General features: G+C 62.8%; 15 protein-coding genes. 5 read left to right on the top strand and 10 right to left on the bottom strand.

The features are described 5' to 3' along the window. Position 1: 1 nt before the first annotated feature. From mlaE to AC0IYS_RS01175, 8 genes are all read right to left on the bottom strand, one after another. Entirely contained in the window at positions 2-787 is a 786-nt protein-coding gene (gene mlaE, locus AC0IYS_RS01210) for a lipid asymmetry maintenance ABC transporter permease subunit MlaE (RefSeq protein WP_471703469.1), read from the bottom strand. Continuing rightward, entirely contained in the window at positions 732-1,586 is an 855-nt protein-coding gene (locus AC0IYS_RS01205; RefSeq protein WP_471703468.1) for an ABC transporter ATP-binding protein, read from the bottom strand. The genes mlaE and AC0IYS_RS01205 overlap by 56 nt, the downstream gene beginning before the upstream one ends. Before the next feature lie 449 nt (positions 1,587-2,035). After that, positions 2,036-3,499, bottom strand: a complete 1,464-nt coding sequence (locus AC0IYS_RS01200) for a glutamate synthase subunit beta (protein WP_090324471.1) — start codon at positions 3,497-3,499, stop codon at positions 2,036-2,038. Between the two features lie 37 nt (positions 3,500-3,536). Next, on the bottom strand, positions 3,537-8,261 hold the full coding sequence (locus AC0IYS_RS01195) for a glutamate synthase-related protein (RefSeq protein ID WP_471703467.1): 4,725 nt from the start codon (positions 8,259-8,261) through the stop codon (positions 3,537-3,539). Between the two features lie 195 nt (positions 8,262-8,456). Further along, positions 8,457-9,158, bottom strand: a complete 702-nt coding sequence (locus AC0IYS_RS01190) for an REP-associated tyrosine transposase (RefSeq protein WP_471703466.1) — start codon at positions 9,156-9,158, stop codon at positions 8,457-8,459. A gap of 264 nt (positions 9,159-9,422) precedes the next feature. Further along, positions 9,423-10,103 (bottom strand): response regulator transcription factor, encoded by a 681-nt coding sequence (locus AC0IYS_RS01185; protein ID WP_471703465.1) that lies wholly within the window; start codon positions 10,101-10,103, stop codon positions 9,423-9,425. 44 nt (positions 10,104-10,147) lie between these two features. Next, a complete protein-coding gene (locus tag AC0IYS_RS01180; RefSeq protein ID WP_471708774.1) occupies positions 10,148-11,284 on the bottom strand; it encodes a PAS domain-containing sensor histidine kinase in 1,137 nt (378 codons plus the stop codon). A gap of 1 nt (position 11,285) precedes the next feature. Then, positions 11,286-14,456 (bottom strand): DEAD/DEAH box helicase, encoded by a 3,171-nt coding sequence (locus tag AC0IYS_RS01175; protein WP_471703464.1) that lies wholly within the window; start codon positions 14,454-14,456, stop codon positions 11,286-11,288. 248 nt (positions 14,457-14,704) lie between these two features. On the opposite strand from AC0IYS_RS01175, the gene AC0IYS_RS01170 reads away from it, so the two are divergent. The 3 genes from AC0IYS_RS01170 (at position 14,705) to AC0IYS_RS01160 (ending at position 18,163) form a co-directional block, all read left to right on the top strand. Further along, the gene (locus tag AC0IYS_RS01170; protein WP_471703463.1) at positions 14,705-17,053 is read left to right on the top strand and encodes a Tex family protein; all 2,349 of its coding nucleotides are present in this window, start codon (positions 14,705-14,707) and stop codon (positions 17,051-17,053) included. Between the two features lie 173 nt (positions 17,054-17,226). Continuing rightward, positions 17,227-17,538, top strand: a complete 312-nt coding sequence (gene grxD, locus AC0IYS_RS01165) for a Grx4 family monothiol glutaredoxin (RefSeq protein WP_020703833.1) — start codon at positions 17,227-17,229, stop codon at positions 17,536-17,538. Continuing rightward, on the top strand, positions 17,531-18,163 hold the full coding sequence (locus AC0IYS_RS01160; RefSeq protein ID WP_471703462.1) for a UbiX family flavin prenyltransferase: 633 nt from the start codon (positions 17,531-17,533) through the stop codon (positions 18,161-18,163). Before grxD ends, AC0IYS_RS01160 begins: the two co-directional genes overlap by 8 nt. On the opposite strand, the gene AC0IYS_RS01155 is transcribed toward AC0IYS_RS01160, so the two are convergent. Next, positions 18,160-18,330, bottom strand: a complete 171-nt coding sequence (locus tag AC0IYS_RS01155; RefSeq protein ID WP_218147399.1) for a hypothetical protein — start codon at positions 18,328-18,330, stop codon at positions 18,160-18,162. The two genes, AC0IYS_RS01160 and AC0IYS_RS01155, sit on opposite strands and share 4 nt — an antisense overlap. Positions 18,331-18,575: 245 nt before the next feature. Continuing rightward, complete coding sequence (locus tag AC0IYS_RS01150; RefSeq protein ID WP_471703461.1) at positions 18,576-18,983, bottom strand: hypothetical protein; 408 nt, start codon at positions 18,981-18,983, stop codon at positions 18,576-18,578. A gap of 400 nt (positions 18,984-19,383) precedes the next feature. On the opposite strand from AC0IYS_RS01150, the gene AC0IYS_RS01145 reads away from it, so the two are divergent. Both AC0IYS_RS01145 and AC0IYS_RS01140 read left to right on the top strand, forming a co-directional pair. Further along, positions 19,384-19,782: a MerR family transcriptional regulator gene (locus AC0IYS_RS01145; RefSeq protein ID WP_315215972.1), complete on the top strand. Its 399-nt coding sequence runs from the start codon at positions 19,384-19,386 to the stop codon at positions 19,780-19,782. Between the two features lie 86 nt (positions 19,783-19,868). Next, entirely contained in the window at positions 19,869-21,053 is a 1,185-nt protein-coding gene (locus AC0IYS_RS01140; protein WP_471703460.1) for an isovaleryl-CoA dehydrogenase, read from the top strand. Positions 21,054-21,068 lie beyond the last annotated feature (15 nt).

Below are 21,068 nucleotides of genomic sequence, written 5' to 3'. Positions count from 1 at the left end.
TTTATTTGCTGAACATCAAAGCGGTCAGCATGAAATCGAGCCACCAGATCATCAGCGATGAGATCACGACCGTGCGGGTGGTGGCGCGCGCCACGTCTTCCGGCGTCGGTTGGGTCTGATAACCCTGGTACAGCGCGATAAAGGTGATGGCGATGCCGAACACCACGCTCTTGACGAAGCCGTTGAAGATATCCTTCCAGATATCGACGCCGCCCTGCATCTGCGACCAGAACGCGCCCTCGTCGACCCCGATCAGCTTGACGCCGACCAGCCAGCCGCCCATGACGCCGACCGCGCTGAACACCGACGCCAGCAGCGGCACCGAGATCACGCCGGCCCAGAAACGGGGCGCCAGCACGCGCTGGATCGGGTTGACGGCCATCATCTCCATCGCCGACAGTTGCTCGCCGGCCTTCATCAGGCCGATTTCCGCCGTCAGCGAGGTGCCGGCGCGGCCGGCGAACAGCAGCGCGGTGATGACCGGGCCCAGTTCGCGCGTCAGGCCCAGCGCCACCAGCAGGCCGAGCGACTGCTCGGCGCCGTATTTATTCAGTGTGTAATACCCTTGCAGGCCCAGCACCATGCCGACGAACAGGCCGGACAGGGTGATGATCAGCATCGAATAGTTGCCGATGAAATGCAGCTGCTCGATGATCAGGCGCGGGCGGCGCAGCAGGCCGGGCGACAGGCGCAGCATGTTGAGGAACAGGCGCGCGCCGTAACCGATGCTTTCAATGTAATCGCGCAACGGCGCGCCCAGCTGGGACAACCAATTTCTTACAGTCATGCTTTCCCCCCAGGCCCAAATCATCGGCCAGGGACTTGCCTGGATAGTGGAACGGCACCGGACCGTCCGCTTCGGCGTTGACGAACTGGTGCACGTAAGGATCGGTCGACACCATCATGTCGGCCGGCGTGCCGTGCGCGACGATCTTGCCCTGCGACAGGAAGTAGACGTAGTCGGCGATGGCGAAGCACTCCTTGACGTCGTGCGACACCAGCACCGTGGTCGAGCCGAGCGCGGTGTTGAGGTTGCGGATCAGGTTGGCGGTGACGCCCATCGAGATCGGGTCGAGGCCGGCGAACGGCTCGTCATACATGATCAGTTCCGGGTCGAGCGCGATCGAGCGCGCCAACGCGACGCGGCGCGCCATGCCGCCGGAAATCTCGGCCGGTTTCAATTTGGCGGCGTTGCGCAGGCCGACCGCGTGCAGCTTCATCAGCACGAGATTGCGGATCAGCTCTTCCGGCAGATCGGTGTGCTCGCGCAGCGGGAAGGCGACATTTTCAAAGACGGTAAGGTCGGTGAAGAGCGCGCCATGCTGGAACAGCATGCCCATTTTGCGCCGCAGCAGATACAAGCCGGCGGTATTCAACTTGTGCACAACCTGGCCCTGGACCTTCACCTGGCCTCTTTGCGGGCGGATCTGGCCGCCAATCAGTCGCAATACCGTCGTCTTGCCGCTGCCCGAACCGCCCATCACTGCGATCACTTTCCCGCGTGGGAAATCCATCTGGAGGCCCGACAGGATCGAGCGCTTTCCATAGGAAAAGTGTAAATCACGGATTTCGACAAGATTAGGCACGACTGAACTCATTATTTTTAATGCCGTATTGTAGTGCAGAAAGGTTAATCTCTGCTGGAGAGGCCCCGATTTCGGGCCGTTGGCGCTATGGTGCGTGGCAGATAATACAACACTACTGAATCTCAAGTCAGCAATTTACACGAGGCATGAAATGTTACATTGCTGCGGCGCAGTAGCCAGTGTGCGGGCGAAATGCTTACCGGATTCTGACTGACTGCCAATAAACAACCGTGCGCACAGGCACATTGCCCGTGATTTAAAAACCTACGGGGGTCAAGTCTGACATTCGGACACGAACTGATGCGTTGGCCGCGCAGTTTCCGTTCTACGGCTTAGCCTGTGTCCGAATGACAGACTTGACCCCGAATAAAAAACCGGGCAGCGGGCGGGGATCACCCACTCGCTCCCGGCTGGGAAGCAAACCGTTCCGCTGCTGCGCTGCTTGCTAATTAACGCGGCAGGTCGGAATAGCCCATCAGGAACTCGTCGACCGCGCGCGCGCACTGGCGCCCTTCGCGGATCGCCCACACCACCAGCGACTGGCCACGGCGCACGTCGCCGGCGGCAAACACTTTCGGTGCGGAAGTCTTGTAGCAACCCTCGCCATCGGTGGTGGCCTTGGCGTTGCCGCGGGCATCCTTGTCGATGCCGAAGGCGTCGAGCACGTTGGCGACCGGCGACACGAAGCCCATCGCCAGCAGCACCAGATCGGCCTTCATTTCGAATTCCGAGTTCGGCACTTCGGCCATCTTGCCGTCTTTCCATTCGACGCGGCAGGCGATCAGCTTGTCGACCTTGCCGCCCTTGCCTTCCAGACGCTTGGTGGCGACCGCCCAATCGCGCTCGCAACCTTCTTCGTGCGACGACGAGGTGCGCAGCTTGGTCGGCCAGTACGGCCACACCAGCGGCTTGTTCTCTTGCTCCGGCGGCATCGGCATCAGTTCGAACTGGGTGACCGAGGCGGCGCCGTGGCGGTTCGAGGTGCCGACGCAGTCGGAACCGGTGTCGCCGCCGCCAATGACGACCACATGCTTGCCGGTGGCCTTCAGCTGGTCCTTGACCTTGTCGCCGGCGTTGACCTTGTTTTGCAGCGGCAGGAAGTCCATCGCGAAATGCACGCCCTTCAGCTCACGGCCCGGCACCGGCAGGTCGCGCGGCTGTTCGGCGCCGCCGGCCAGGATGACCGCGTCGAATTCTTTTTCCAGGTCTTCCGGGAAAATGGTTTCCTTGGCCCAGTTGTTGACGTTGGCCGGGAAGTCCTTGCCCACCAGCACGCTGGTGCGGAATACGACGCCTTCTTCTTCCATCTGCTTGATACGGCGGTCGATGTGCGACTTCTCCATCTTGAAGTCTGGAATGCCGTAACGCAGCAGGCCGCCGACGCGGTCGCTCTTTTCGAACACGGTCACGGCGTGGCCGGCGCGCGCCAGTTGCTGCGCCGCCGCCAGGCCGGCCGGGCCGGAACCGACAACGGCCACTTTTTTGCCGGTCTGGTGGGCCGCAGGCTGCGGCACGACCCAGCCGTGTTCCCAGCCTTCGTCGATGATCTTGTGCTCGATCGACTTGATGCCGACCGGATCATTGTTGATGCCCAGGGTACAGGCCGACTCGCACGGCGCCGGACAGATGCGGCCGGTGAATTCCGGGAAATTGTTGGTCGAGTGCAAGGTGTCGAGCGCTTCGCGGTAGTTGCCGCGATAAACCAGATCGTTCCAGTCCGGGATGATGTTGTTGACCGGGCAGCCCGTGTTGCAGAACGGTATGCCGCAATCCATGCAGCGCGCGCCCTGCACCTTGGCCTGCTCGTTGGTCAGGGTGATGACGAACTCGGAATAGTTCTTCAAACGCGCCGCTGGCGGCAGATAGCCCTCGTCCTGGCGCTGGAATTCCATGAAACCGGTGATTTTACCCACGATAAATCCTTAAATTATTCAGTCAACAAGACGGCGCTTAAGCGGCGATCGGCTGGACGGCGGCGGCTTCGTTCGCCACGTCCTGGGCCATTTCGGCCAGGGCGCGTTTGTATTCGCTTGGGAATACCTTGACGAACTTGCTGCGGCCATCGGCCCAGTTGTCCAGCAACAGACGGGCGCGCGTACTACCGGTGTGCTTGAAGTGGCGCTCGATCAAGCGTTTCAGGATCACCTCGTCCGCTTCCGCGCCCTTGTCCTTTTGCTGGATGTGCCACGTGGCCTTGTCCGCTTCCTGCTGCTTGGCGGTCACGACCGGCTCGAGCGACACCATGGCGGTGTTGCAGCGCGAGGCGAAATCGCCGTCCGGGTCGTACACGTAGGCGATGCCGCCCGACATGCCGGCCGCGAAGTTGCGGCCGGTGCAGCCCAGCACAACGACGGTGCCGCCGGTCATGTACTCGCAACCGTGGTCGCCGGTGCCTTCGACGATGGCCGTGGCGCCGGAGTTGCGCACAGCGAAACGTTCGCCGGCCACGCCGTTGAAGAACGCTTCGCCGCTGATCGCGCCGTACAGCACCGTGTTACCGATGATGATGTTGTTGACTGCCCAGCCGCGGAACTCGGTGTTCGGACGCACGATGATGCGGCCGCCCGACAAGCCCTTGCCGACGTAATCGTTGCCTTCGCCGACCAGGTCGATGGTGATGCCGTGCGCCAGGAAGGCGCAGGCCGACTGGCCTGCCGTGCCCTGCAGCTGGATGTGGATGGTGTCGTCCGGCAGGCCGGCGTGACCATAGCGCTTGGCCACTTCGCCTGACAGCATGGTGCCGACGGTGCGGTTGACGTTGCGTACCGGCGAGATGAACGAGACGCGCTCGCCCTTCTCCAGCGCGGCCTTGGCTTGCGCGATCAGCTTGTGGTCGAGCGCCTTGTCGAGGCCGTGGTCCTGGTCCATCGTGTGATAGATCGAGTGGCCGTCCTGCACTTCCGGCTGGTAGAAGATGGCGCTGAAGTCCAGCCCCTTGGCCTTCCAGTGCGTGATCGCCTTCGACTTGTCCAGCAGGTCGACGCGGCCGATCAGCTCGTCATACGTGCGGATGCCCAGTTGCGCCATCAGCTGACGAGCTTCCTCGGCGACGAAGAAGAAGTAGTTGACCACGTATTCCGGCTTGCCGGAGAACTTGGCGCGCAGCACAGGGTCCTGCGTGGCGACACCGACCGGGCAAGTGTTCAGATGGCATTTGCGCATCATGATGCAACCCTCGACCACCAGCGGCGCGGTGGCAAAGCCGATTTCGTCGGCGCCCAGCATGGCGGCGATGACAACGTCGCGGCCGGTGCGCATCTGGCCATCCGCTTGCACGCGGATGCGGCTGCGCAGGCCGTTCAGCACCAAGGTCTGCTGCGTTTCAGCCAGGCCCAGCTCCCAAGGGGTGCCGGCGTGCTTGACCGACGACAATGGCGAAGCGCCCGTGCCGCCGTCATGGCCGGCAACGACGACGTGGTCGGCCTTGGCCTTGGTGACGCCGGCGGCAACGGTGCCGATGCCGACTTCCGACACCAGCTTGACCGAGATCGAAGCGCGCGGATTGGCGTTCTTCAGATCGTGAATCAGCTGCGCCAGATCTTCGATCGAGTAGATGTCATGGTGCGGTGGCGGCGAAATCAACCCGACACCAGGCACAGAGAAGCGCAGGGTGGCGATGTATTCCGACACTTTATGGCCGGGCAGCTGGCCGCCTTCGCCAGGTTTCGCGCCCTGGGCCATCTTGATCTGGATCTGGTCGGCCGAGTTCAGGTAGGCGGCGGTGACGCCGAAACGACCCGAAGCCACCTGCTTGATGCGCGAGCGCAGCGAATCGCCTTCCTGCAACGGAATGTCGACCACCATCTGCTCTTTGCCCATGACCGAAGCCATGGTCTCGCCCTGCTTGATCTTGATGCCTTTGAGTTCCATCGTGTAGCGCGATGGATCCTCGCCGCCTTCGCCGGTGTTCGACTTGCCGCCGATACGGTTCATCGCCACGGCCAGGGTCGCGTGCGCCTCGGTCGAGATCGAACCCATCGACATCGCGCCGGTGGCGAAACGCTTGACGATTTCCTTGGCCGGCTCGACTTCCTCCAGCGGGATCGCCTTGGTCGGGTCCAGCTTGAACTCGAACAGGCCGCGCAAGGTCAGGTGACGCTTGCTCTGGTCGTTGATGATCTGCGCGTACTCTTTATAGCTGGAGAAGTTGTTGCTGCGTGTCGAGTGCTGCAACTTGGCGATCGCGTCCGGCGTCCACAGGTGATCTTCGCCGCGCACGCGGAAGGCGTACTCGCCGCCGGCGTCCAGGTTGTTGGCCAGCACAGGATCGTCGCCGAAGGCCAGGTTGTGCAGACGCAGCGCTTCCTCGGCCACTTCGAACACGCCGATACCTTCGACGTTCGAGGCGGTGCCCTTGAAGTATTTGTCGACCAACGACTTGTTCAGGCCGACGGCTTCAAAGATCTGCGCGCCGCAGTACGACATATACGTGGAGATGCCCATCTTCGACATCACCTTCATCAGGCCCTTGCCGATGGCCTTGGTGTAGTTGTAGACGGCTTTGTCGCCGGACATGTCGCCCGGCATGCCGTGCGCCAGCTCGACCAGGGTTTCCATCGCCAGGTACGGGTGGATCGCTTCGGCGCCGTAGCCTGCCAGCAGCGCGAAATGGTGGGTTTCGCGGGCCGAGCCGGTTTCGACAACCAGACCGGTCGAGGCGCGCAGGCCTTTGCTGACCAGATGCTGATGGACGGTCGATGTGGCCAGAAGTGCGGGGATGGCGACACGATCGGCGCCGATCGAGCGGTCGGAGACGATCAGGATGTTGTGGCCGGACTTGACGGCGTCGACCGCCTCGGCGCACAGCGACGCCAGGCAGGCTTCGATGCCTTCCTTGCCCCAGGCCAGCGGGTAGCAGATGCTCAGCTCGTACGACTTGAACTTGCCGCCGGTGTGCAGGCTGATGCCGCGCAGGCGCGCCATGTCGTCGAAGCCGAGAATCGGCTGCGACACTTCAAGGCGCATCGGCGGGTTGACGTTGTTGGTGTCCAGCAGGTTAGGCTTGGGGCCGATGAACGACACCAGCGACATCACCATCGCTTCGCGGATCGGGTCGATCGGCGGGTTGGTCACCTGGGCGAACAGCTGCTTGAAGTAGTTGTACAGCGGCTTGAGCTTGTTCGACATGACGGCCAGCGGCGAATCGTTGCCCATCGAGCCGGTCGCTTCTTCACCGGCGGCGGCCATCGGCGCCATCAGGAACTTCAGGTCTTCCTGGGTGTAGCCGAACGCCTGCTGGCGGTCCAGCACGGACGCGACGGCTTTTTCGCCCGGCGCCGCGCTGTACTTGACGCGGTTGTGCGCCAGCTGGCTTTCGCTCAGCTTGATTTCGTTGAGCTTGATGCGCACGGCGTTGATCCACGCCTTGTACGGCTTGGCGTTGGCGTAGGTGTCCTTGAGCTCTTTATCGTCGATGATGCGGCCCGCTTCCAGGTCGATCAGGAACATCTTGCCCGGCTGCAGGCGCCATTTCTGGATGATTTTCGATTCCGGAATCGGCAACACGCCCGATTCCGACGCCATCACCACCAGATCGTCGTCGGTGACGATATAACGCGCCGGACGCAAGCCATTGCGGTCCAGCGTGCCGCCGATATAGCGGCCATCGGTGAAGGCCATGGCGGCCGGGCCGTCCCATGGTTCCATCATCGCGGCGTGATATTCGTAGAACGCACGGCGATTGTCGTCCATCGTGCCGTGATTTTCCCAGGCTTCCGGGATCATCATCATCATCGCCTGGGCGATCGGATAGCCCGCCATCAGCAGCAGTTCGAGCGCGTTGTCGAAGCAGGCGGTGTCCGACTGGCCTTCATAGATCAGCGGGAACAGCTTCTGCAGGTCTTCGCCCAGCACGGCGGATTTCATCACGCCTTCGCGCGCGCGCATCCAGTTGAAGTTGCCTTTGACGGTGTTAATCTCGCCGTTGTGGGCGATCAGGCGGTACGGGTGGGCCAGCGGCCATTCCGGGAAGGTATTGGTCGAGAAACGCTGGTGCACCAGCGCCAGCGCCGAGACGCAGCGCGCGTCCTGCAGATCCTTGTAATACACGCCGACCTGGTCGGCCAGCAGCAGGCCCTTGTAGACGATGGTGCGGGCCGACATCGAGGCGACGAAGAATTCTTTGCCGTGCAGCAGCTTAAGCGCCTGGATGGCGTGGCCGGACGATTTGCGGATCACATACAGTTTGCGTTCCAGCGCGTCGGTCACCATGATGTCGGCGCCGCGGCCGATGAAGATCTGGCGGATGACAGGCTCTTTGGCGCGCACGGTCGGCGACATTGGCATTTCGCAGTCGACCGGCACATTGCGCCAGCCCAGCACGACCTGACCTTCGGCGCGCACGGCGCGCTCGATTTCCTGTTCGCAGGCGATGCGGGACGCGTTTTCCTTCGGCAGGAATACCATGCCGACGCCGTATTCGCCCGGCGGAGGCAGTTCCACGCCCTGCTTGGCCATCTCGTCGCGGTAGTACTGGTCCGGAATCTGGATCAGGATGCCGGCGCCGTCGCCCATCAGCGCGTCGGCGCCCACGGCGCCCCGGTGATCGAGGTTCTTCAGGATCAGCAGACCCTGTTCGACGATGGAGTGGCTTTTATTTCCCTTGATGTGGGCGACGAATCCGACGCCGCAGGCATCGTGTTCATTGGAAGGATCGTACAGACCTTGGGCTTTCATGGGGCTTCTCCGCTGGCAATTAGGCTAATGAGAAACTAGAGTAGTGCAATGCAGCGTAAAAAACAACTACAAAAAATAGGGTCGGAGTCGAATTAAATTTTTTGAAGTTGCTGAAAATTTTAATTAGGGACAGAGTGAACCCGACTAAAGAAAAACCGCAGGAACGTTAGTTTCCTGCGGTTTGGCCGAATTAGCTCAGGTGGATTCAGTCTTGATTTTGAAGGGGCGGCCCCGTTTCGCCGGCAATACCTGACGCTTGACCTTGTTCTGTAAGGCTGTCTTGAACTGGTCCGATCCCAGCGGCCAGCCCTTCAGCAGCGCCTTGCTGATGGAGGAAATCTGCTCTTCCGTCAGCGGCGGTTCGCTCAGGGCCGTGTAAGCCGCCTCGCGTTGAAACGGCGTATTGCCGAGCGCCCAGAATTGCGCGTGATCAACCACCAAGCCGTCCGAGCGGATACCGGCGTGATGGCAATAGCTGGACCATGGATAGTCCTCGGCGCGGCTGACCATGCCGTTGCGGACCGGGTTGAACTCGATGTAACGACTGCACAGCATGAAATATTCATCCGCGTCGATCAAGGAAGTTTTGTAGCGCCCGTTCCACAAAGTTCCACTGCGGCTATATTTCTGGTTGAAGTAGGGGACGTAGTAGCGGCCGATCCACTGCATCATCTGGCCCAAGCCATTTTCATCGGACGGCGTGACCAGCAAATGCAGGTGGTTGGGCATCAGGACGTAGGCATGCACCGCCACCTTGTGGTTTTTGGCGGCGGTGCGCAGCCAGCCGTGGAAAGCCTGGTAATCCTCGGCATCGTGGAAGATCAGCTGGTCGTTGTTGCCGGTCTGGATGACGTGGTGCGGCTGGGCGGGGACGATCAGGCGTGGGAGACGTGCCATATAAGCTAAGTGGAGAGCCGCCTTGGTGATACGTTGGGGGGATTAGGCGGCACGCCGTAATCCGCCAATGTGTGTGCCATCGAAACGCACGCATTGGCGGATTACGCTGCGCTCTTAAGGCCTACCGGCAGGTAGGCCGCCTCCTTCGGTGGGCCCCCGGGGCGGATTGGCGGGCCTCACCCGCTAATCCGCCCTACGTGTTTCAGATGGTTCGGGCGTTGGTGGTCGAATACGAGATTCTACACCACTCTGTCCCTAATTACGTCAGGACAGATTGAAGCTGGCCGAGAGGCTGTAGCCTTCGCCATAGGCGCTGCGCAGCGGCAGGTCCTGGCCCAGGCCGGTGCGCGCCTTTTTGCGCAGGCGATATACGAGCATGTCGACGCGGCGGCCGGCGTCGGGATCGTCGCCGCCGATGCCGGCCACGATGACCTGGCGCGGCACCGGACGGGTGTTAATCGTCAGCAGGTGCAGAAAATTGCATTCCTTTTCCGTCAGCGTGATCGCCAGGCCTTGCAGCTCGAGCTGGCGGGCGCTCACCTTCAGCGTCCACTTGCTCGGCAACGGAATGGTTTCCTGCGGGCCGACGCGGCGGTCGAGCGCCTCGATGTGCGCGGCCAGCTCGGGGAATTTGATCGGCTTGGTCAGGTAGTGGTCGGCGCCGAGGCGCAGCCCGAGGATGCGGTTGTCGAAGGCGACGCGGCCGGTCAGCACCAGCAGGCCGATCTGCGGATAAAGCTGGCGCATGCGCGGGATGACGTTGAAGCCGTCTTCATCGGGCAAGCCGAGGTCCAGCACCACCACGCCCACGTTTCCCTGGCTGAGGGCCGTCCACATATCGCTGGCGTTATTGGTGATGTGCACTTCGTGTTGTAGCTCAATCAGGAACTCCGCCATTTCTTCGGCATAGTCCAGATTGTCTTCCACGATAAGTATTTGCGTCATTGATGCGCCATTTGATCGATTGTTGAGCGTTGCGCCCGTACTCTTCAGCTTGTATGCGGGGAATTATCACTGCTGCCACTCGCTCGCGCAAGGCTTTTCCCGGGAACGGTAGTTACCGGCAGCCAAATCCGAAATTCCGCGCCGCTTTCAGAAACATTCCTGACCGTGACAGTGCCGCCGTGGACGTCGACGATGGCGCGCGCCATGTAGAGCCCCAGGCCGGATCCCGCCACGCCGGCAGCGTTACTGCCACGGTAAGCCTTGGCGAAGATTTGCTCCAGCTCGGCCGCCGGCACGCCGGCGCCGCCATCGCGCACCAGGAACTCGACCCCGCCCTCGGTTGCAATTTTGCCCATCAATTCTAACGGAGTATTCGCATCCGTGTATTTGATGGCATTGTCGATCAATATTTCCAGGCACAGGCGGATGCCGGCGGGGTCGCAGCGCATCCATTGCGGCAGCGCCTCCACGCGCAGATCGACGCGGCTGCGACGGCTGCGGGCTTGCTCGGCGACCGATTGCAGCAGCGCCGCCGGCGAGATTTCGTCGGGCTGGCGCGCGCGGCCGATGCTGGCCATGCGCTCCGGCGACAGGTATTCGTCGAGCATCGCCAACATACGGTCGACCGCCGTCTGTATCTTGCGGTAGCGCTTGCGGGTGCCTTCGTCGTGGTGGGCGCCGGTCATCTCCAGGCGCTGCACGGCGCCGTCGATGGTCGACAGCGGCGTGCGGAATTCGTGCGACAGCATCGAGGCGAATTTCTTCTGCTGCTCGGCCAGCTCGCGGCGCGCCGTCAGGTCGCGCACCACGCCGGCCACCTGCACCGGCACGCCGGCGTCGTCGAGGATCAGGAAGGAGTCTATTTCCACTGGCAACAAGCGGCCGTCGGCGTGCACAAGTTCGGCCTCGCGCAGTACGCGACGCCGGCTGGCGTCGCCGCCGGCAAAACGCGCCAGGCGCGGCGCCAGATCGCCCAGCAGGCCGGCCGCCATGGTGTCGGCGCTTTCAAGCGTATAGCCGAACTGGCGTTCCGCCGCCGCGCTGAGCCAGGTCAGCCGCAAGCTGGCGCAATCGGCCACCCAGCTGACATCGACGCTGTTGTCGAGCAGCAGGCGATAACGGGCCTCGTTCGCCCGCGATAGCGCCAGCGCCGCCTGCAACTCGTCGACGGTGGCCGCCACCTTACTCAACCAGCGGCGCGAAGATCTGCTGCAGATCCTCTTGCGTGAGCGCCATTTTCTGCGACTCGCCCTCGGCCAGGATCGATTGCGCCAGGTCGGATTTTTTCTGCTGCAGCACCTGGATCTTCTCTTCGAGGGTGCCTTTGGCGATCAGCTTGTAGACGAACACGGGCTTGTCCTGGCCGATGCGCCAGGCGCGGTCGGTGGCCTGGTTCTCGGCCGCCGGATTCCACCACGGATCGTAATGGATCACCGTGTCGGCCGCCGTCAGGTTCAGGCCGACGCCGCCTGCCTTCAGGCTGATCAAGAAGATCGGCACCGCGCCCTGCTGGAAGGCCGCCACCTGCGCGCTGCGGTCCTTGGTGTCGCCGGTCAACAGCGCGTACGGGATGTCGCGCGCCTCGAGCTCTTGCTCGATCAGCTCGAGCATGCTGGTGAACTGCGAGAACACCAGGATCTTGCGGTTTTCCTCCAGCAAATCCTCGACCATCTGCATCAGGTCGATCAGCTTGGCCGAGCCGGCCGTCTGCTTCTTCGACGGCAGCGACTTGACCAGGCGCGGATCGCAACACACCTGGCGCAGCTTGAGCAGCGCCTCGAGGATGACGATCTGGCTGCGCGCCACGCCTTTGCGGTCGATTTCCTCGCGTACCTTTTGGTCCATCGCCAGCCGCACGGTTTCGTACAGGTCGCGCTGGGCGCCGGTCAGCTCGACCTTGCGCACCATCTCGGTCTTCGGCGGCAACTCCTTGGCCACGTTATCCTTGGTCCGGCGCAACAGGAAAGGCTTGATGCGGCGGTTCAGCAGCGCCCGGCGCATCGGATCGTCCTGGCGCTCGATCGGATGGCGGAACACGCTGTTGAAGCCCTTCTCGTCGCCCAGCAGGCCCGGCAGCAGGAAGTGGAATTGCGACCACAGCTCGCCAAGGTGGTTTTCCAGCGGCGTGCCGGACAGGCACAGGCGATGGCGTGCGCGCAGCAGGCCGGCGCTTTGCGCGGCCTTGGAGCGGGTGTTCTTGATGTAGTGCGACTCGTCGAGGATGACCAGGTGGAAATCGTGCTCGCGCAGTTTTTCCTCGTCGCGTGGCAGCAGCGCGTAGGTGGTCAGCACCAGGTCGGCCTCGTCGATCTGGTCGAACTGGCCCATGCGGTCCTTGCCTTGCAACAGCAGCACGCGCAGGCTCGGCGCGAAACGTGCCGCCTCCTCCTGCCAGTTGCCCATCAGGCTGGTCGGCGCGATCACCAGCGCCGGCGCCGTCAGGCGGCCCGCCTCTTTTTCGATCAGGATGTGCGCCAGGGTTTGCACCGTCTTGCCCAGGCCCATGTCATCGGCCAGGATGCCGGCGAAGCCGTATTCGCGCAGGAACTGCATCCACGACAGGCCGTCGGTCTGGTAATCGCGCAGGGTCGCCTGCAGGCCGGCCGGCGTCTCGACCTTCTTGACTTCGCCGAACTGGTTCAGGCGCGCGCCCATTTCGCGCAGTTCGTCGCCGCCGTTCCACTTCAACTCCACGTTGCGGGCCAGCTCGTCCAGGCGCGCGGCGTCCAGGGTCGCCATGCGCAGCGAGGTCTTGATCTTGTCGCTGAAATACAGCTCGCCCAAGGTCGACAGGATCGGCTTGATGCGCGCCCACGGCAGCGCCACGCGCGCACCGTCGGCCAGGGTGGCCAGCATCTGGTCGTCGTCGCCGTGGCTGGCGATGGCCTTCGGATTGAAATCGTTGGGCGCGTTGCGTATCAATTGCACCAGCACGGGCAGCAGCGGCACGCGCTCCTGGTCGACCATGATGCCCAGTTCCAGTTCGAACCAGGCGCGGCCGCCGTCGGCAGGGTCCGCCGTGACGTCGGCATACCAGTCGCCCACGTCCATGACGTCGTAGCGGTATTTGGTGGTTTTTTCGACTTTCCAGCCGGCGTCCTTCAGCGCGGCGATGCCGTCGCGGGCGAAGCGTATCCATTCGGCCTGGCTGGGCAACAGCAGCCCGCCTTTGACACTGCTCAGCGGCAACGCGGCCGGCGTCTGGAAATGGCGCTCGTTCAGCAGAGCCAGCGCCTGCTCTTCGGCGCCGGCGTCGCGCTGGATGATCTCGGTGACCTCGCCCTTCTGGCGCACCACGCGCTGCGACGGATCGAAGGAGACGCGCTCGCCGTCGTAGTCGAACGACAGCACGGCGAAATCGTGCCAGCGCTGCAGGGAGCCGTCGGCCAGCATCGCCGCGTCCAATGTGAGCACCGGGCGCGGCTTGACGTCGTCGCGCACCCGCTGCGGCAGCGGCTGCGGCAGCGGCATCAGCTGTTGCAGGCCGTGCGCCAGCAACAGTTGCGACACGCGCATCTTGTCGTTGGCCGTCAGCAGCGGCGCCTGCGCCACCAGCGCCTGCAGGTCGGCCAGCGGAATCGCGGCGCCGCCCTGGTTCAGTTGCAGCACGCCGCAGGACAGGTTGTCGATGTACCAAGGCGGGTCGGTCGGCAGCATGTAATCGACCTGGTCGGCGCCGTTGCTGGTTGCGCGCGCGCCCGGCGGCGGCTGCACCTGCCAGCCCAGACGCAGGCCCTTGCCCTCTTCGCGCCAGGCCAGGTTGGCTTCGCGCAGCACGCCGCCCTTGAGCGGATACACCAGGCCGTTGCCGACGTCGGCCCACGAGTTTGCCCACAGCAATTTATCCTGCTCGGCCAGCATTTGCAGCAGCGCCGCGCCGATTTTGCCGCGCGGCTCGGTGGCCGAGCCGGTCTGCGAATTCTGGCCGCTGCGCATGGCGACAAAGAAACGGATCAAATCCTCGTCGCCGGGCGCCAGGAAGGTCGGCGGCGCCGACAGCAGCGAGAACACTTCGCTGACCGGGGTGGCGGCGGCGACGTCGCCGTTCGAGCGCAACCGCGCCTTGTACAGGCACAGCGCCACGTGGCGGCCGCCGCTGGTCGGCGCCATCACGTAGATCAGGCGGTACTGGGTTTGTTTCGGATCGCTATCGACCGGCGGCGCGGTCAGCTTGGCCTTGGGATGCGCGGCGGCGTCTACCCGTTGCAGCCAGGTGGCCACCGCGTACGACAATTGGTTCGCGGGCGGCGGCGGCAGGCGCGTGGGAATCGCAGGAACTGCGGCCGGCACTGCCGCCGGGGCGGCTGGCTTGGCGGGAACCTCGTCGGTGGCGTCGTCGCGGGTAAAATCCATAGGTCGCATTGTTGTTCAAAGATGGTTCAAAAACGGCAACAGGCGATATTATCCGCCATACACGCGTTCGTGTTTGCGGATTCTTTAGAAAAACCCGCGTGCTTATGTGCCTTTGGTGTCTTTAGACGCCTCAAACACGGTTCAAACTTTGCGGATCGGCCATATCTTCGTCCATTTGGACTGTCAAGACTGGCACAATCGCGCCGATTGCGTATCATTCCGGGCTTGACCGCTAAGGAACGACCCACATGCTGCCTTCCATCGAACAACGCCTCGCCCTCGAACTTGCCGCTAAACCGGTCCAGGTCGCCGCTGCCATCGCCCTGCTGGACGAAGGCGCCACCGTGCCCTTCATCGCCCGTTACCGCAAGGAGGCCACCGGCGGCCTCGACGACATTCAGCTACGACTGCTCGAAGAACGCCTGCGCTACCTGCGCGAGCTGGAAGACCGCCGCGCCGCCATCGTCGCCTCCATTACCGAGCAGAACAAGATGACGCCGGCCTTATTAGATGCTGTCATGCATGCGGAAGACAAGACCCGGTTGGAAGACTTATATCTTCCGTACAAGCAAAAACGCCGCACCAAAGCGCAAATCGCCATCGAAGCGGGCCTCGCGCCGCTGGCCGACAGCCTGCTGGCCAACCCTGAACTGACTCCCGAAACGGAAGCCACCCGCTTCCTGCGCGAAGCCTTCACCACCGCCGACGGCAACAATCCCGGCGTCGCCGACACCAAGGCCGCGCTCGACGGCGCCCGCCAAATCCTGATGGAGCGCTTCGCCGAGGACGCCACCTTGCTGCAGTCGTTGCGCGAGTACGTACAAGAGCATGGCATCGTTGAATCGAAAGTTATTGAAGGAAAGCAAGACGAAGGCGAAAAATTCGCCGATTACTTCGATTATTCGGAGACCATCGGCACCGTGCCGTCGCACCGCGCGCTGGCGCTGATGCGCGGGCGCCGCGAAGGCATCCTCGACGTCACGCTGCGGCTCGACACCGAAGCCGAGAAACCGAAGTGGGACGCGCCGCACAATCCGTGCGAAGGCCGCATCGCCGCGCGCTTCGGCATCAAGAACCAGGGCCGCGCGGCCGACAAATGGCTGGCCGACACGGCGCGCTGGACCTGGCGCGTGAAAAGCTTCATGCACCTGGAGACCGAATTGATGGGCGCGCTGCGCGAGCGTTCCGAGCTGGACGCGATCAACGTCTTCGCCACCAATTTGAAAGCCTTGCTGCTGGCCGCGCCCGCTGGCCAGCGCGCCACCATGGGCTTGGACCCGGGCCTGCGCACGGGCGTCAAGGTGGCCGTGGTCGACGCCACCGGCAAGGTGGTCGACACCGCCGTCATCTATCCGCACCAGCCGAAGAACGACTGGGACGGCTCGCTGCACACGCTGGGCCGCCTGGCCGCCAAGCACAACGTCTCCTTGATTTCGATCGGCAACGGCACCGCCTCGCGCGAAACCGACAAGCTGGCGCAGGACCTGATCAAGCAGCATCCGGATCAGAAGATGACCAAGATCGTCGTCTCCGAAGCGGGCGCGTCGGTGTACTCGGCATCCGAATTCGCCTCGCGCGAACTGCCGGACATGGACGTCTCGCTGCGCGGCGCCGTCTCGATCGCGCGCCGGCTGCAGGACCCGCTGGCCGAGCTGGTCAAGATCGACCCGAAATCGATCGGCGTCGGCCAGTACCAGCACGACGTCTCGCAAACCCAGCTGGCGCGCTCGCTCGACGCCGTCGTCGAGGATTGCGTCAATGCCGTGGGCGTGGACGTCAACACCGCGTCGGCGCCGCTGCTGGCGCGCGTGTCGGGGCTGTCGACGTCGGTGGCGCAGGCCATCGTCTCGTACCGCGACGTCAAGGGCGCGTTCGCCTCGCGCGCCGCGCTCAAATCGGTGCCGCGCCTGGGCGACAAGACGTTCGAGCAGGCGGCCGGCTTCCTGCGCGTGATGGGCGGCGAGAATCCGCTGGACGCCTCGGCGGTGCACCCGGAATCGTATCCGCTGGTCGAGAAAATCCTCGGCGACATCAAAAAGGACATCAAGGCCGTCATCGGCGAGACCGCCTTGATCAAGTCGCTCAACCCGGTTAAGTACGCCGACGACAAGTTCGGCGTCCCGACCATCACCGATATTTTGAAGGAACTGGAAAAGCCGGGCCGCGATCCGCGTCCCGAGTTCACCACCGCCACCTTCAAGGACGGCGTCGAAGAAATCCGCGACTTGCGTCCCGACATGATCCTCGAAGGCGTGGTCACCAACGTGGCGGCCTTCGGCGCGTTCGTCGACATCGGCGTGCACCAGGACGGCCTGGTGCACATTTCGGCCTTATCGAATACGTTCGTGAAGGACCCGCACACGGTGGTCAAAGCCGGCCAGGTGGTCAAGGTGAAGGTGCTGGAAGTGGATGAAAAGCGCAAGCGCATCGCGTTGACGATGCGCCTGACCGACAGCGCCCCGCAAGCCGGCGCCCAGCCGCAGCAGCGCAGCGACCGCACCGACCGCAAGAGCATGGGCCAGCACCAAAAGCAAACCGCCCGCGCCGAGCCGATCGGCGGCAGCATGGCGGCGGCGTTCGCCAAACTGCGCGGCTAAACCCTGGGGTCAGGTCCGACATTCGGACATTTTTGAACTTTTGCCAACCAAAAAAGTTCCGCAAAATCTGGGTTTGTCCGAATGTCGGACCTGACCCCGCGGGTTGTTGGTACGCGGGGGCCGCATTTCTTATAAAATGTGCGCACCTAATACTTATTTACACTGAGGCAGCTATGAGCGACGTACAAACCTGGATCAAAGAAACCGTGACCGCCACCCCGGTGGTGCTGTTCATGAAGGGCACCGCCCAGTTCCCGCAATGCGGCTTCTCCGGCCGCGCCATCCAGATCCTGAAAGCCTGCGGCGTCGAGAACATCGCCACCGTCAACGTGCTGGAAGATCCGGAAGTGCGCCAAGGCATCAAGGACTACTCGAACTGGCCGACCATTCCGCAGCTCTACGTTAAAGGCGAGTTCATCGGCGGCTCGGACATCATGAACGAGATGTTCGAGTCCGGCGAGCTGAAAGCGCTGCTGGATGCCTGATCGACCACGGCCATTCGTGGCCCGGCGGATAATCATCGCCATCACCGGCGCCACCGGCGCCGTGTATGGCGTGCGTCTGCTGCAACATTTGCAACATACTGAAAACGTTGAGACGCATCTGATCGTCTCCGAAGCGGCCGTCCTCACCCTACACCAGGAAACCGGCCTGCAGCGCAAGGAAGTCGAATCGTACGCTCACGTGGTGCACAAGGTGCGCGACGTCGGCGCGTCGATCGCCAGCGGCTCGTTCCAATCGGATGGCATGATCGTCGCGCCCTGCTCGATGAAGACCTTGGCGTCGGTGGCGCATGGCCTGTCGGACAACCTGATCGCGCGCGCGGCCGACGTGGTGCTCAAGGAGCGCCGCCGGCTGGTGCTGATGGTGAGGGAGACGCCGTTCAATCTCGCGCACTTGCGCAACATGACGGCGGTAACGGAGATGGGCGGCATTATCTACCCGCCGCTGCCGGGCTTTTATCACAATCCGCAAAGCATTGCGGAGATGGTGGACCACACCGTGGGCCGGGTCATCGACCTGTTCGGCATCGAGCACACGCTGACCCCGCGCTGGCATGGTATGAAACCAGCCAGCCCGTCCAACGACGATGGCGCCGGTCCCGCCTAGCGCTTATCGAACTGCGACCCGCTGGCGCGTTTCAAATCCCTGGCTTCCTCCACCATGCGGCGGTGGGCGATGCGCTTGCGCATCACCTCGGCATGCTGGGCGGCGGTCATGGGCGGGACGGTCATCAAATCTTTTAGCTGCGCGACGTTGCTGTAGTTACTTTTCATAGGACGGCTCAAAAGCTTGGCTCCGAAGTAAATGCTGCGGTTCAGCGGCGCTGACTCCCCATTGTGCCTGAAATCCATGTCGGAACGATGACAATTCGCAAACGGGCCCAAAATAAAAAGTCACCACTTCAAATGCACCTTTTCCGAACAAAAACCGGTGAAATCATGAAACTAGTTTCACAGACCACTTGCCCGAAAAGCCGTCACCAACGGTCGACATATCGCCGTACCAGTACTTAAAATGACTACTTTTGGTAATTTACGCGCACCAGCATGCGAATAAATTCGCGGGCGATTTGCCGGTGATGCTCGTCCAGGCGCTGTAAGTCGGCGATGAGTTTGACGTCGGCCGACTCGAAGCGGGAGGCGCCGTTGCCGTTTTCGCCGGCCGGGGCGCCCGCCTCGGCGCCGCCGAAGCGCAACCATTCGGCGGGCACACCCAACCACTGCGCGATCATGCGCAGCTTTTCCTGGGTCGGGATGGCCTCGCCCACCAGCCATTTCCGGGCCGCGTGGACGGTGATCGGTCTGCCATCGAACCGAATATTAAATTCCCTGGCCAGCCTTGTGGGGCTGTCGGGCGAGTAGTGGGCGTTCTTAAGAGCCTGCTGCAAGCGCTGGCTAAAGCTTTCGCGTTCATTGGAAGAGTTCATGGGTGCACTATTTCACGTTGCGTCATGAAAGTCAGTCTCTTGAACAGCAGCGCTGACGGTGACGTGGTGGGATGTCGAAATTGGCATTCTATCCTCTGAAAGTGCGTATGCCGGCGAGCAAGCCGACCAAATTATGTTTGGTCGTGCACTGCAAAAGAGGCAAGATCATCCCTCTCTTTTGAGGGATGCCGAAGTTGCAAATCTTACCATTATTCGTCGACTGAAGACCAGACCACTTTTACGCGGAAGCGTATGATGCCGCCGCCCCCCGATCGGCGTCGCACGATACCTGGGCGCCACGGATCGGGACAATCGACCACGCCGGCGCCGCGCCGGGCGCGCTACAATATCCGTTACGTTGACGTAAACGGAAATCGAACGACTTACCGCACTGATCCCGATGCCTACCTATACCATTACCGAACTGGCCCGTGAATTCGACATCACGGCGCGCGCCATCCGCTTCTACGAAGACCAGGGCCTGCTGAGCCCGTCCCGCGAGGGAGCCGGCGGCCGCAGCCGCGTCTACACGCCGCGCGACCGCACCCGCCTCAAGCTGACGCTGCGCGGCAAGCGCCTCGGCCTGTCGCTGTCCGAAATCAAGAGCCTGGTCGACATGTACGAGACGCCCAAGGACACCAGTGCCCAGATGAACCGCTTCCTCGGCGTACTGGCCCAGCACCGCCAGACGCTGGAACAGCAGCGCGAGGACATCGAGATGTCGCTGGCCGAGATCACCGCGCACGAGGACGAATGCAAACGCCTGCTGGCCGCGCAGGAAGAGGCCAAGACCGCCTGACGTATTTGACGCCTACTTTACGTTTACGTAAACGTCACTCCAAGGTATGATTGCCGTTCAAATCCAACCAGAAGAATGAGGATGACATGCTCCATCTCCCAGGCCTGACCTTTGACCACGGCGAAGACATCGCCGCCCTGCGCGAAGCCGTGCAACAGTTCGCCGCCGCCGAGATCGCCCCGCGCGCGGCCGAGATCGACCGCAGCGACCAGTTCCCGATGGACCTGTGGCGCAAGATGGGCGAGCTGGGCGTGCTCGGCATCACCGTCGGCGAGGAATACGGCGGCGCCAACATGGGCTACCTGGCCCACATCGTGGCGATGGAGGAAATCTCGCGCGCGTCGGCCTCGGTCGGCCTGTCCTACGGCGCGCACTCGAACCTGTGCGTCAACCAGATCAAGCGCAACGGCACCGAGGAACAAAAACAAAAATACCTGCCGAAACTGATCTCGGGCGAATACATCGGCGCGCTGGCGATGTCCGAGCCCAACGCCGGCTCCGACGTCGTCAGCATGAAGCTGCGCGCCGATTTCAAGGGCGACCGCTGGGTGCTCAACGGCACCAAGATGTGGATCACCAACGGCCCCGACGCCGACGTGCTGGTGGTCTACGCCAAGAGCGACCTCGAGGCGGGACCGAAGGGCATGACCGCCTTCCTGATCGAAAAGGGCTACAAAGGCTTCTCGGTGGCGCAAAAGCTCGACAAGCTGGGCATGCGCGGCTCGCACACGGGCGAGCTGGTGTTCGAGGATTGCGAAGTGCCGGTCGAGAATGTGCTCGGCGGCCTGGGCAAAGGCGTCAACGTCTTGATGTCGGGCCTGGACTTCGAACGCACCGTGCTGTCCGGCGGTCCGCTGGGCATCATGCAGGCCTGCATGGACGCGGTCGTGCCCTACATCCACGACCGCAAACAGTTCGGCCAGGCGATCGGCGAGTTCCAGCTGATGCAGGGTAAGATCGCGGATATGTACTCGACCATGATGGCGTGCAAGGCTTATGTCTACGCGGTTGGCCAGGCCTGCGACCGCGCCACCACGCCGGAGGCCGTGCGCCAGCTGCGCAAGGACGCCGCCGGCGCCATCCTGTACAGCGCAGAGAAGGCGACCTGGATGGCCGGCGAGGCGATTCAGACCCTGGGCGGCAACGGCTACATCAACGAGTATCCGGTCGGCCGCCTGTGGCGCGACGCCAAGCTGTATGAAATCGGCGCCGGCACCAGCGAAATCCGCCGCATGCTGATCGGCCGCGAACTGTTCGCGGAAACCCGCTAATTGCGCATCGGGAGT

This window comes from Duganella sp. AC237 (genome assembly GCF_979254035.1).
The sequence above is the reverse complement of the archived record's forward strand: the minus strand, read 5'-3'. Positions and strand labels throughout refer to the sequence as shown.

Excerpts from the sequence above, each read along its gene's own strand:
- mlaE (WP_471703469.1), bottom strand. The coding sequence starts at position 787 with ATGACTGTAAGAAATTGGTTGTCCCAGCTGGGCGCGCCGTTGCGCGAT.
- AC0IYS_RS01195 (WP_471703467.1), bottom strand. The coding sequence starts at position 8,261 with ATGAAAGCCCAAGGTCTGTACGATCCTTCCAATGAACACGATGCCTGC.
- AC0IYS_RS01190 (WP_471703466.1), bottom strand. The coding sequence starts at position 9,158 with ATGGCACGTCTCCCACGCCTGATCGTCCCCGCCCAGCCGCACCACGTC.
- AC0IYS_RS01185 (WP_471703465.1), bottom strand. The coding sequence starts at position 10,103 with ATGACGCAAATACTTATCGTGGAAGACAATCTGGACTATGCCGAAGAA.
- AC0IYS_RS01175 (WP_471703464.1), bottom strand. The coding sequence starts at position 14,456 with ATGGATTTTACCCGCGACGACGCCACCGACGAGGTTCCCGCCAAGCCA.
- AC0IYS_RS01170 (WP_471703463.1), top strand. The coding sequence starts at position 14,705 with ATGCTGCCTTCCATCGAACAACGCCTCGCCCTCGAACTTGCCGCTAAA.
- grxD (WP_020703833.1), top strand. The coding sequence starts at position 17,227 with ATGAGCGACGTACAAACCTGGATCAAAGAAACCGTGACCGCCACCCCG.
- AC0IYS_RS01160 (WP_471703462.1), top strand. The coding sequence starts at position 17,531 with ATGCCTGATCGACCACGGCCATTCGTGGCCCGGCGGATAATCATCGCC.
- AC0IYS_RS01155 (WP_218147399.1), bottom strand. The coding sequence starts at position 18,330 with ATGAAAAGTAACTACAGCAACGTCGCGCAGCTAAAAGATTTGATGACC.
- AC0IYS_RS01150 (WP_471703461.1), bottom strand. The coding sequence starts at position 18,983 with ATGAACTCTTCCAATGAACGCGAAAGCTTTAGCCAGCGCTTGCAGCAG.
- AC0IYS_RS01145 (WP_315215972.1), top strand. The coding sequence starts at position 19,384 with ATGCCTACCTATACCATTACCGAACTGGCCCGTGAATTCGACATCACG.
- AC0IYS_RS01140 (WP_471703460.1), top strand. The coding sequence starts at position 19,869 with ATGCTCCATCTCCCAGGCCTGACCTTTGACCACGGCGAAGACATCGCC.